The following is a 12,134-nucleotide window of genomic DNA, read 5'->3' as shown; positions in this document are numbered from 1 at the left end:
CTACTTTTGAATGACTTGATTGAAGGCAATGAAGTAATTGTTACAGTCTTTGATTACAAAAGAGCGGTCTCCCCAAAATTGGTCCTTAAGTTCGTCTACCACATTGACTCCAGCGGCTACCAAATTCTTATAGTACACTTCAATATCGGTTTCGTAGAGTCTAATCCAAAAGTACACGCCACCTCCTTCTTGTGGGGCCTGTTCCGCATTTAGATTCAACATCAGAGTAGATTCTTCAAAAGTCAGTTGTGCATTAATGGATACCCCTTCTGGCGATTTCTGACGAAAATTTTCCTTGAAAGTCAATGTGTCGACATAATAGTCCGCCGTTTTGTCAATACTTGCCACAGGCAGTACTGGTAAAATACCTTTAGGAAATTGTTGATTTGTCATAATCGTAGTCTTAAGTAATGAATGATGTTTCTGGCAAATTTATTGGAGTCCAATTTGATAAAATTGACATTTTGCGCCATATTTATAGGATGTATTTTTCGTCAATAATTTTATCTGACTTAGTTGAATATGCTGAGCGGAAAGGTGCAGATGTGGTTGAATTCAAAAGAGACGCCAAGGTGTTCCAAGAAAATCAGTACATCAGCTATCAAACCATGGTCCAATACTTAAACCAGATTGGGCAAATGCTGAATGACGAGAACCTTGGACTGCATATAGGAGAGCAGATTTCCTTAAAGGCAACGACGCAGGTGGATAATATAATGCAGTACAGTGAAACCTTGAAAGATTCCTTTGAGAATGCCGTGGAATATTCCAAACTTATCAGTGATGCATTGCATTGCACCCTACAAAAAACCGGAGATTATTACTCGGTAATTTTCGAAGAGAATCCCAATTGGAAAGTACAACAAAGCTATGCCAAAAAACAAATTTTAGATCTTACCCTATACTCATGTTTAAAGTCTCTTGTCACCTATACCAACAGAAATTACCGTCCCATCAAGATTCATTTTGAAAATTCCAAACCCAAGAGTTTAAACGAATACTACCGGCTCTTCAATTGCAGATTACATTTTAATCAATCCAAAACCCAGATTTTCTTCGAAAGGCAAATTTTTAACAAGCATAAAAAAAATGAAATACCAGGGTTGCTTGAAGACCTTAAGGAAAAAGTAAAAGATGAAATGAAAAGTCTAAAAGGAGAGCATAAGGTGATTTTTGAATTGAAAAAATGCATTCTAAGGCACAAACCAGAGCGTATCCCCATAGAAAAGGCATCCCAAAACCTAAACGTATCCAAAAGAACCCTACAACGAAAATTGAAATTGCTGGACACCTCCTTTAAGGAGGTAGAATATGAGTTACAACTACGATTGGCCAAAACCTATCTTGAAGAAAAGCAAAGTTCCATTGACGAAATAAGTTACCTCCTCGGTTTTTCGGAAAGCAGTGCATTTATAAGGTTTTTCAAGCTGATGACCGGTGAAACTCCAGTAAGATATGCCAAATCATTGCCCTACAAAATGTGACGTATTTTAATTTCGTGTTAACTGCATTTCCAACTTGCAGGCGACCAGCTGGCTTTCTATTGGGTACTCTAATTGTTCCGGGAGCTGTAATGTTAGGCGCTCCGCCTTCCTTAGTACTTAGTGCATTTAGAAAATGAGCTACTTATTACAATCATTGGTAGCTCTGATTCAATGGCTGTTTTTGAGAACGTAAGAATTTGTTAATTTCATGACACTAGATTCTTTTTGTTCAATGAATCCCCAACACATCATAAACTGGTTGCTTAAAGGCGATGTATCCATACAATATCAAGTATGGCGAGATTTGCTAGGAGAAGAACGAAAGGATTTACAGCAAAGGATTGCCCTCGAAGGTTGGGGAAAACAATTTTTGGATAAACGAAATCCCAAGGGGCATTGGGGAGACCGGTTTTATCAACCTAAATGGACATCAACACATTATACGCTTCTTGATCTTCGAAACTTGAATTTGTCTCCAGAAAACCCAAAAGTTAAGGAGTCCATCGAGTTGATATTGGATACGTGTAAAGCCCAAGACGGCGGTATCCGATTGGGACCTTCCACAGAACACTTAAGTGATGTTTGCGTCAATGGTATGTTCTTGAACTACGCCTCCTACTTTAAGACAAATGAACAACGTTTGAAGCCTGTATTGGATGCTATTTTAAACGAAAAGATGCCTGATGGTGGATTTAATTGCAGGACTACGCGAAGTGGGGCTACCCATAGTTCCCTGCATTCGACCATCTCGGTTCTTGAAGGTCTGGATGGGTTTCTAAAATGCGGCCATACATATCGACGCAAGGACCTTATTGAAGCCAAGAAAACCGCTGAGGAATTTATCCTTTTACACCAACTTTTCCTTTCCGACCGAACCGGAGAAATCATCAAAAAAGAATTCTTGAAATTGCGGTATCCAAGCCGATGGAAATTCGATATTCTTCGCGCAATGGATTATTTTCACAATGCTAAGTGCGCATGGGACGGTAGAGTGCTTCCGGCAATACATATCCTTCAAAAAAAAAGGAACAAAGATGGAACCTGGAACGTGCAGGCCGCCCATCCAGGCCAAGTGCATTTTACCATGGAAAAAACCGGCAAACCCAGTAGGTGGAATACACTGAGAGCACTTAGGGTTTTCAAACATTTTGAAATCAATGAATTGACCCCTACATATAAAAAAGAAAATATCTGAATGGAATATCTGGAATCTTCATATTTTTTTGACTTCGAAAGTGATGCTATTCAGGAGTTGATTGCGGAATTTAAGGATGACTCGCTATCGAAAAAGGAAATAGCAATGGGAATGTACACCAAAGTTCGAGACCATTGGAAATACGATCCTTATAGTATCAGCCTCTCGAAGGAAAATTTTCGTGCAAGTGCAATTGCCAAAAACCCTTCGGGAAACTGCGTTGAGAAATCGATAGTATTGATTGCTTGCCTTCGTGCTTTGGGAATTCCGGCTAGACTTCATTTGGGGAAGGTGAAAAATCATATCGCCGCGGAAAGGTTAATTGAAAAGTTTGGCTCAAACGAATTGACTCCCCACGGCATGGTCAATGTGCACCTCAACAACAAATGGCTCAAAATGTCACCTGCTTTCAATAAATCTTTGTGTGAGAAGTTCAAAGTTGAGCCTTTGGAATTTGATGGTGAGAACAATTCTTTTTTACAGCAGTACAATAGTGAGGGAAGCCTGTTTATGGAATACACCGACGACTATGGGCATTTCACGGACGTGCCTTTGGACTTTATGAAAAGGAACATCAAAGAGCACTATCCCCATATTTTCGATACGGATGAAAATATTACGGAGTTCAAGCTATAAGCAAATCCCTTTCTGAAAAATCAATTCGCTCCCTGCCCCTTCAAATTAATGACCACAGTTTCGAGAAGTTTTCAATTTGACATCCAAAAAGTTGTAAATACAACTTTTTGGAGTAATTTTGAAACATGAATTCCATTGAGCATAAGCACTTTAATCCGTCGCTTTGTATTTCCAACAAGGTGAGGCAAGTCAATAGAGTCATTGCAAACATCTATAGAAAGTATCTCTCACCATTTCAAATCACTGATAGTCAGCTAACCATCCTCTTTGTGCTCACCAAAAAGGGGAAACTTCCCCAAAAAGATATATGCCGGGGCCTGCATTTGGAAAAATCGTCTTTGAACCGGAATCTGAATCGGTTGGTTGCCCGAGGATTGATTTCCAAAGTGGATTTTCCATTCGTACAAATGACCGATGCCGGCATTGAACTCGTGAACGCTATTATTCCTGAATGGGAAAAGGCACTTAAAGAAACTGAAGAACTATTAAACCAAGACGGTGTACTTGCCGTCGATTTATTGACCCAAAAAATACAACGATCATGACATTAAAACTCGGTTATATTGCATTAAGCTTATTGATGACAGTAATCCTAATGGCCTTTGCTTTCAAGGCAATGCGTCAAGATGATTCAAAATTGTTTAAAAAGTGGGTGGTCATCCTCTTGGGATGGCACCTCTATATTTTTGGCTTATCCCTCACAGGGTTTATAGCAACGCTGGATTTCCCGCCGCGCTTTGTGCTTTTAACCATACTCCCTGCCTTTATTTTCATTGGATGGTCCGTTTCAAAAATCAAGGGCGCCAATTGGCTGAATCATATCCCGCCACATTGGCTGATCTTCTACCAGATCTTTAGGATTGGTATTGAAACCCTATTTGTGTTTTCAGTCTATCAAGGGATTCTTCATTCCAATGTAACACTCCATGGCTACAATTATGATATGGTTTATGCTGCAACTGCCCTATTGATAGGATGGCAAGTATGGAGGGGAAATCTAAAGCTTGGCCTAATCTGGAATTATCTAGGCCTAGCAGTAATAGCTTTTATTATTTTCCTTTTTCAAACCACGATTTACTTCCCCGAAATGTACGGTAGTATCGAGGTTTTTCCAGTTGACTTCTTTACATATCCCTACATTTTGGTCGCCGCTTTTTTGATGCCCTCCGCTGTTTTTGTTCACGTGGTTTCCATAATTCAGCTAAGACAAAAGTTGTCTCAAAACAAAAGCTCTTAACTTAATCATTAAATGGATTGATATGATTCTTCGAATATTTACAACAACAGTCCCCCAAGAACTGCATGCAGAATTTGAGCAGAAATTCAAGGAAATATCCACGCCTTTGGTCAAATCGTTCAACGGATTGATTGGTTTGGAAATTGGAAGGCCCACGAAATGGAATCCCAATGATTTTGTAATGATTTCCAAATGGAAAAGTGTAGCCGACCTCATTGACTTTGCCGGCGAAAATTGGAATCAGGCCCATATCCCTGAAGGAATGGAAAAATACATCGAAAGCTGTTCGGTTTGCCATTACGAAAACATTGACTAACTTCCTAGCCAACCTGCCAATCCATGGCAAGGTTACAGGGATTTAGCGACATGTCCGATATAAAGCGTGAAGACATTCATATTATAGGCCGATACAGTAGTTGGTCTGAAAAAGGCATTGAAACAATGCTAAAAGACCATGTCTATAACAGCAAAGCATCCTGGCAGAAATTTCTGAGACTCCTTTTCATTAGCTTAGGAGTCGGTTTTACTGCAGCTGGAATCATTTTCTTTTTTGCCTACAACTGGGCCGAACTGCATAAGTTCGTTAAAATTGGATTGATTGAAGGGCTTATCATTCTTATTACCGCCGTAGTCCTCTTCTCCAAGCATAGTTTGCAAATCAAGAATATACTACTGACCGGAGCTTCCATTTTGGTAGGGGTCCTTTTTGCCGTTTTTGGGCAAGTCTATCAAACAGGAGCCAATGCCTACGATTTTTTCCTAAGCTGGACCCTGTTTATAACCCTTTGGGTACTGATTTCTAATTTTGCGCCGTTGTGGCTCATTTTCATCACACTGGTCAATACCACCCTTATCTTGTATGCAGAGCAAGTAGCCCACAGTTGGTCTGAAGTATTTCTGTTTACGCTACTTTTTGGGATGAATTCACTGTTTTTGATAGGTTTTTTGGCTGCGAAAAAAATCTTTTCACAGCTAAATGCTCCTAAATGGTTTTTGAACCTGCTCGGGTTGGCCTCCGCTAGCTTTGGTACCATTGGAGTGGTCATCGGAATATTTGATGATGCCGAACCCTCGTTTCTTGTTTTAATTTTATTGGCTTTCCTGTTATACGCCCTAGGAATACTATATGGCTTGCGCAAAAAAAGTGGATTTTACCTTTCCATTATTCCGTTTAGCATTATCATCTGCCTTTCGGCGTACTTTATAAAATTATCGGATAGTGCAGGCATGTTTTTCTTTATTGGTCTATTTGTAATTGCCAGCGTAACCTTGGTCATTAAAAAACTCATTGATTTTCAAAAGAAATGGACAAGCTAGCGCACATATCAAAGCTATTGGAACAAATTCGTTCTTCCGAAGGTGATACTTTTGCTTATGATGAGGGTAAAATCCGTGAGGTTTATGAAAAACAGGGTGCCAACACATCCAGTTTGGCCATTAAAATACTTTCCATCTTTGGGGGCTTCTTGGCCATGCTGGCCTTCCTCGGGTTTTTAACCATTACGGGGCTTTACAACTCACCTATTGGCCTTTTTTTGTTTGGGCTCGGGTTCATAGTTTCATCCATCGCTCTGAGCAAAGCTTTTGATAAGCTGATCATCGACACCTTCAGCATCTCACTCTATATAATAGGGTTTGTATTGTTCATTATGGGATTATTTCAATGGGATATCGAAGAAAACACGGTTACCCTATTGACGGGACTTCTTGCCCTTGTGGTCCTTTCAATAACAAGGAATTATATTTTATTGTTTATTTCAGTGCTGATTTTTAATGGCAGTTTACTTACCCTTATCATTTCCAACGATGCCTATAATTTGGTGCACTTTTATGTTGCTGCCAACGCTATTGTGCTTACTTCCCTTTTGCTCAACGAAGCCAGAATAATTGCATCCTATAAAAAATTGGCCAAATTGTACAATCCCTTACGCATCGGTTTGATCATGTCTATTCTTTTTGGATTGATCGCCATAGGAAAAAAGGATTTATTACCGGTTTCGCAAGACTATATTTGGTTGTCATCGATTGTTCTGATTTTGATTTTGGCCTATTTGACCCATATCATATCGGGCATCCATAAAATTGAGACTTCTAAAACCAAGGTGATTATCTATTCCTTGGTTGGATTGCTTCTGATATCCACGTTGTTCGCCCCATCAATTTTAGGGGCACTTATGATTTTGCTTCTCTGTTTTTTGGTGAACTATAAGACGGGCATGATCATCGGAATCATTGCATTGATATATTTTGTTGGTCAGTACTATTACGATTTAAGTTTCACCCTATTGACCAAGTCGATCATCTTGTTTTCCTCTGGAATTCTGTTCGGGCTACTCTATCTATTTCTTAACCGTAAAATGAAAGCCGATGAAAAGGTATAGGTGGATAATCATACTTCTGAATCTTCTGGTTTTGTTGGCTTTTTTCACCAACTCAACCCTAAAAAAGGAAGAGTTACTATCTGATGGAAGCCTAATTTTGCTCGAATTGGCCCCAGTTGACCCAAGATCATTGCTGCAGGGAGACTACATGCGACTACGGTATGCCATTTCAGAAAATATTGATACCGATAGCATAGCCAGAAGAGGCTTTTGTGTGGTCAAGCTAGATGAAAATGGTGTCGCTCAGCGAATTCGACTTCAAAAAGAAAGGGAACCTGTTAATAATCAAGAGTATATTATTGAATACACTTCGCAAAAATGGATGGGAATCAATATTGGGGCGGAATCTTTTTTCTTTCAGGAAGGAGAAGGAGAAAAGTATGAGGCCGCAGCGTACGGCGGCATCAAAGTCGATGATCAAGGTAATAGCCTATTGATAGGCTTGTATGATGAAAACCGTAACAAGATAGAATAAGTCAAAGTTTTTGAAATCTTGATATTCACTGGCACTTATTACCCCATAAAAAAACACCCCAATTAAAATTGGGGTGCTCTTTTTTTAGGTTATCACCAAGATTATTTTAAATCAAATCGATCTAAATTCATCACTTTATCCCAAGCCTTTACAAAGTCGCCAACAAATTTGCCTTTGGCGTCTGCACTGCCATATACCTCGGCAATCGCTCGTAACTCTGTATTCGAACCGAAAATCAAATCAGCTCGGGTACCGGTCCATTTAAGGTCACCCGTTTTACGGTCACGCCCTTCAAACACTTGATCTGCATCTGAAGTCGCTTTCCAAGTGGTTCCTAAATCTAAAAGATTTACAAAGAAGTCGTTGGAAAGTGTTTCTGGATTTCCAGTGAAAACCCCGTGATGCGACTTATCGTAGTTTGTGTCCAAAACACGCATCCCGCCAACAAGAACAGTCATTTCTGGAACGGTCAAGGTCAACAACTGTGCTTTATCCACCAAAAGTTCCTCTCCCTTAACGCTAAGGTTATCTTTCATATAATTTCTGAACCCATCGGCCATAGGCTCCAAGGCTTCGAAGGACTCGGCGTCAGTTTGCTCGGCAGTAGCATCGGTTCGACCTGGTGTGAAAGGAACCGCAACTTCATGACCTGCGTTTTTTGCTGCTTTTTCAACCGCAGCGCAACCACCCAAAACAATCAAATCTGCCAAAGAAACCGTCTTCGCAAAATCGTTTTTGATTCCCTCAAGTACCGATAGTACCTTGGAGAGTTGGGCGGGATTATTTACTTCCCAATCTTCCTGGGGAGCCAGACGAACGCGTGCCCCATTGGCACCTCCTCGGTAATCAGAACCTCTGAAAGTAGATGCTGATGCCCAAGCAGTGGAAACCAGTTGGGAAATAGACAAGCCGGAAGAAAGAATTTTTTCCTTCAAATCAGCAATGTCGGTCTCATTGATAAGCTCATGATCTACCTCAGGTACCGGATCCATCCAAATCAAAGTTTCCTTTGGTGCCTCCGCACCCAAATATCTTTGGATAGGGCCCATATCCCTGTGGGTCAATTTGAACCACGCTTTTTGGTAGGCTTCCTTAAACTCTTCTGGGTTTTCCAAAAAGTGTCTTGAAATTTTCTCATAGGCCGGGTCCATCCTTAAGGATAAATCCGTGGTCAGCATGAATGGAGCATGTTTTTTGCTTGGATCATGTGCATCAGGAATAGTTCCAGCTCCAGCACCATCTTTGGGTTGATATTGCCATGCTCCAGCAGGGCTTTTTGTCAATTCCCACTCATAGTTGTATAGGTTTTCCAAGTATTTATGGCTCCATTTGATAGGTGTATCTGTCCAAGCCCCTTCAAGGCCACTGGTTATGGTATCTGAACCCATGCCAGTACCAAAGTTGCTCTTCCAACCCATGCTTTGCATTTCAATGGGTGCTCCTGCGGGCTCGGCTTCCAAATATTCCGCATCACTTGCAGCTCCATGGGTTTTTCCAAAGGTATGTCCGCCTGCAATCAAAGCCACAGTCTCATAATCGTTCATCGCCATACGGCCAAAGGTCTCGCGGATATCGTGGGCCGCTGCTACGGGATCGGGATTGGCATTGGGTCCTTCAGGGTTTACATAAATCAATCCCATATGGGCCGCTCCCATTTGTTGTTCCAATTCTCCTTCTTCATTGTAGCGGTCTTTGTTCCCTAACCACTCGGCTTCAGAGCCCCAGTAAATATCTTCCTCAGGTTGCCAAATATCTTCACGCCCACCGGCAAAAGCATACATAGGCAAGCCCATCGATTCGTGAGCAACATTCCCAGCCAAAATCAGAAGGTCCGCCCAAGAAATTTGTTTTCCGTACTTCTGTTTAATAGGCCAAAGCAAGAGTCTTGCCTTATCCAAATTGGCGTTGTCGGGCCAGCTATTTAGGGGTGCAAATCGCTGTGCTCCAGTTCCACCGCCACCTCGCCCATCGGCGATACGGTAGGTCCCTGCAGCGTGCCATGCCATTCTAATAAAGAAGGGGCCATAGTGTCCATAGTCTGCCGGCCACCAATCCTGGCTATCGGTCATCAAATTGGTAAGGTCTTTTTTGACTGCGTCCAAATCCAACTTTTTAAATTCTTCAGCATAGTCAAAATCCTCATCCATGGGGTCAACCAAATTGGAGTGTTGACGAAGGATGTTTAAGTTCAGCGCATTGGGCCACCAATCGCGATTTGTGGTCCCACCACCTGCGGCTTGCTTCAACTCACCGTTCAGAAAGGGACACTGGCCAGGGTCACCGTTACCATTGTGCATATTATCCATTTTAATAGTGTTTAGGTATTTATCCGAATTAAAAGTAATGCTCTCATCTCTAAAATTAAACGTCTGGTAATCTATTTGCGTTATGTTGATATTAAGATTGACTATGATTAATATATTTGAAATGATTTGTGTCAATCGTTACCAAAATGTAGCTTTTAAAACTCCACTAAATATAAATTGGCCCCTAGCAATTCCATGAGCATCCCATTCAAAATTATTACAGAAAGATTGGTCATTCGATGTTATAGACCAAGTGATGCCATATTGGTTCAAAATGCAATTGCAAGCAGTCTTGAAAACCTTCGTAAGTGGATGCCTTGGGCTAAGAGTGAGCCAACAACCCTAGAATCAAAAAAGGAATTAGTATCAAAATTTGAATCCGATTTTATCCAAAATGAGGACTACACGTTTGGAATATTCAACAAATCGGAAGACCTATTGATCGGGTCAACCGGGTTACATACCCGCTTGGGGAAAGAATCACGTGAAATTGGCTATTGGATAAATTCTTCATTCCTTAATAAAGGATATGCCACCGAAGCAGCCTCCGCAATGGTTAAGGCTGGATTCGAATTTCATAGGGTGAAGAATATTCAAATCCACTGCGATTCCAATAATTTGATAAGCCGGCAAATCCCAAAAAAACTTGGATTTAAACTAATCAAAATACTAAAGGAAGATACTCCGACCTCCGATAATAATTCTAGGGATACCATGATTTGGGATTTAAGCTTTAAGGATTACGCCCAAATCAAGGAAGATTTTGCTCCTATACAGGCTTTTGATCAAGAAGGCAAAGTCTTGAAGATCCAAAAAAATGGGATTGAGCCTGATTAAGAAAGTAGTAGAGGAATCAAATCCCTTTTAACCATTCTTTCATATCCACTTCCTTCGCGATAATTCCTTTTACTTCAGAAAGGGCTATACGCTGCTGTTCCATGGAATCGCGATGACGAATGGTTACGGTTTCATCTTCCAAGGTTTGGTGGTCAACCGTTACACAAAATGGAGTACCCACCGCATCTTGACGGCGATAACGTCGCCCTACAGCATCCTTCTCATCGTACACCACATTAAAGTTCCATTTGAGCTCGTTTACCAGCTTTTGGGCAATTTCAGGAAGACCATCCTTGCGCAAAAGGGGCAAAACCGCCACTTTGGTCGGTGCAAGCACAGCGGGCAACTTCAGTACAACCCGTGAGGTGTTGTTTTCCAATTGTTCTTCCACCAAAGAATTGGAGAAAACGGCCAAGAACATCCGGTCCAAACCTATTGAGGTCTCCAGTACGTAAGGCACATAACTCTCATTTAGCTCAGGGTCAAAATATTGCAGCTTTTTGCCAGAATACTTTTCATGACTGGCCAAATCAAAATCGGTTCGGGAATGAATCCCTTCCAACTCCTTAAATCCGAATGGAAATTTAAACTCAATATCTGCGGCAGCATCGGCGTAGTGTGCCAATTTTTCATGATCATGGTAACGGTAGTTCTCCTTACCCATTCCTAGGGAGAGGTGCCATTTCATCCGCTTCTCCTTCCATGCTTCATACCATTCTTTTTGGGTGCCAGGTTTGATGAAGTATTGCATCTCCATCTGCTCAAACTCCCGCATTCGGAAAATAAACTGACGGGCCACAATTTCGTTACGAAATGCTTTTCCGGTCTGGGCAATTCCAAATGGGATTTTCATACGGCCAGTTTTTTGCACATTCAAGAAATTGACGAATATTCCTTGAGCGGTTTCGGGTCGTAGGTATAAATCCGTAGCGGTGTCCGCGGAAGCACCCAATTTGGTCCCAAACATTAAGTTGAATTGTTTGACATCGGTCCAGTTCTTGGACCCTGAAACGGGACAAACAATCCCCAGTTCCTCAATCAAAGCTTTTACATCGGCCAAGTCTTCCTTTTCCAAAGATTGTCCCAAACGCTTTAAAATAGTGGTTGCCTTATTTTGGTAGTCCAAAACCCGCTGGTTGGTAGACAAAAATTGGTCCTTATCAAAACTGTCCCCAAACCGTTTAGCGGCCTTGGTCACTTCTTTATCAATCTTGGCTTCAATCTTGGCCACATGGTCTTCGACCAAAACATCAGCACGATATCTTTTTTTGGAATCTTTATTGTCAATCAAGGGGTCATTGAAAGCGTCAACGTGGCCTGAAGCTTTCCAGGTTGTGGGATGCATAAAAATGGCCGCATCGATACCGACAATATTGTCATTGAGCTGTACCATAGCCTTCCACCAGTACTCGCGAATGTTTTTCTTTAACTCAGCTCCATTTTGACCGTAATCATAAACGGCACTGAGTCCATCGTAAATTTCACTGGATTGAAATATGTATCCGTATTCCTTTGCGTGGGAAATAACTTTCTTAAAAATATCCTCTTGATTCGCCATTCGGCAAAAATAGAATTTTACCCTA

General features: G+C 41.2%; 13 protein-coding genes. 10 read left to right on the top strand and 3 right to left on the bottom strand.

Features of this window, described 5'->3' with window-relative positions; all coding sequences use genetic code 11:
• A complete protein-coding gene (locus tag EW142_RS14270) occupies window positions 1-393 on the bottom strand; it encodes a VOC family protein (RefSeq protein WP_130614973.1) in 393 nt (130 codons plus the stop codon).
• 17 nt (window positions 394-410) lie between these two features.
• Between EW142_RS14270 and EW142_RS14265 the strand changes: the two genes are divergently transcribed.
• From EW142_RS14265 to EW142_RS14225, 9 genes are all read left to right on the top strand, one after another.
• The gene (locus EW142_RS14265) at window positions 411-1,484 is read left to right on the top strand and encodes an AraC family transcriptional regulator (RefSeq protein WP_130614971.1); all 1,074 of its coding nucleotides are present in this window, start codon (window positions 411-413) and stop codon (window positions 1,482-1,484) included.
• A 232-nt stretch (window positions 1,485-1,716) separates the two neighbouring features.
• Window positions 1,717-2,679 carry a hypothetical protein gene (locus tag EW142_RS14260; RefSeq protein ID WP_205783286.1) on the top strand — a complete coding sequence of 321 codons (963 nt, stop codon included), beginning with the start codon at window positions 1,717-1,719 and terminating at the stop codon, window positions 2,677-2,679.
• Window positions 2,680-3,315, top strand: coding sequence for a transglutaminase-like domain-containing protein (locus EW142_RS14255; protein ID WP_130614967.1), 636 nt, complete (start codon window positions 2,680-2,682; stop codon window positions 3,313-3,315). It abuts the gene before it with no gap.
• 125 nt (window positions 3,316-3,440) lie between these two features.
• Window positions 3,441-3,860: a MarR family winged helix-turn-helix transcriptional regulator gene (locus EW142_RS14250; RefSeq protein WP_130614965.1), complete on the top strand. Its 420-nt coding sequence runs from the start codon at window positions 3,441-3,443 to the stop codon at window positions 3,858-3,860.
• The gene (locus EW142_RS14245) at window positions 3,857-4,552 is read left to right on the top strand and encodes a hypothetical protein (protein ID WP_130614963.1); all 696 of its coding nucleotides are present in this window, start codon (window positions 3,857-3,859) and stop codon (window positions 4,550-4,552) included. Before EW142_RS14250 ends, EW142_RS14245 begins: the two co-directional genes overlap by 4 nt.
• A gap of 22 nt (window positions 4,553-4,574) precedes the next feature.
• Entirely contained in the window at window positions 4,575-4,868 is a 294-nt protein-coding gene (locus EW142_RS14240) for an antibiotic biosynthesis monooxygenase family protein (RefSeq protein ID WP_130614961.1), read from the top strand.
• 23 nt (window positions 4,869-4,891) lie between these two features.
• Window positions 4,892-5,869 carry a DUF2157 domain-containing protein gene (locus EW142_RS14235; protein ID WP_240740222.1) on the top strand — a complete coding sequence of 326 codons (978 nt, stop codon included), beginning with the start codon at window positions 4,892-4,894 and terminating at the stop codon, window positions 5,867-5,869.
• Window positions 5,857-6,933: a DUF4401 domain-containing protein gene (locus EW142_RS14230; RefSeq protein WP_130614959.1), complete on the top strand. Its 1,077-nt coding sequence runs from the start codon at window positions 5,857-5,859 to the stop codon at window positions 6,931-6,933. Before EW142_RS14235 ends, EW142_RS14230 begins: the two co-directional genes overlap by 13 nt.
• Window positions 6,920-7,408, top strand: coding sequence for a GDYXXLXY domain-containing protein (locus EW142_RS14225; protein ID WP_130614957.1), 489 nt, complete (start codon window positions 6,920-6,922; stop codon window positions 7,406-7,408). The genes EW142_RS14230 and EW142_RS14225 overlap by 14 nt, the downstream gene beginning before the upstream one ends.
• A gap of 101 nt (window positions 7,409-7,509) precedes the next feature.
• Here the strand turns inward: EW142_RS14225 and katG are convergent, their stop codons facing one another.
• On the bottom strand, window positions 7,510-9,714 hold the full coding sequence (gene katG, locus EW142_RS14220) for a catalase/peroxidase HPI (protein WP_130614955.1): 2,205 nt from the start codon (window positions 9,712-9,714) through the stop codon (window positions 7,510-7,512).
• A 195-nt stretch (window positions 9,715-9,909) separates the two neighbouring features.
• On the opposite strand from katG, the gene EW142_RS14215 reads away from it, so the two are divergent.
• Window positions 9,910-10,551 carry a GNAT family N-acetyltransferase gene (locus tag EW142_RS14215; RefSeq protein ID WP_130614954.1) on the top strand — a complete coding sequence of 214 codons (642 nt, stop codon included), beginning with the start codon at window positions 9,910-9,912 and terminating at the stop codon, window positions 10,549-10,551.
• Window positions 10,552-10,567: 16 nt separating this feature from the next.
• On the opposite strand, the gene EW142_RS14210 is transcribed toward EW142_RS14215, so the two are convergent.
• Window positions 10,568-12,109 (bottom strand): glycine--tRNA ligase, encoded by a 1,542-nt coding sequence (locus tag EW142_RS14210; RefSeq protein ID WP_130614952.1) that lies wholly within the window; start codon window positions 12,107-12,109, stop codon window positions 10,568-10,570.
• Window positions 12,110-12,134 lie beyond the last annotated feature (25 nt).

The organism is Flagellimonas allohymeniacidonis, from assembly GCF_004296335.1.
GTDB classification, from domain to species: Bacteria; Bacteroidota; Bacteroidia; order Flavobacteriales; family Flavobacteriaceae; genus Flagellimonas; species Flagellimonas allohymeniacidonis.
The sequence above is the reverse complement of the archived record's forward strand: the minus strand, read 5'-3'. Positions and strand labels throughout refer to the sequence as shown.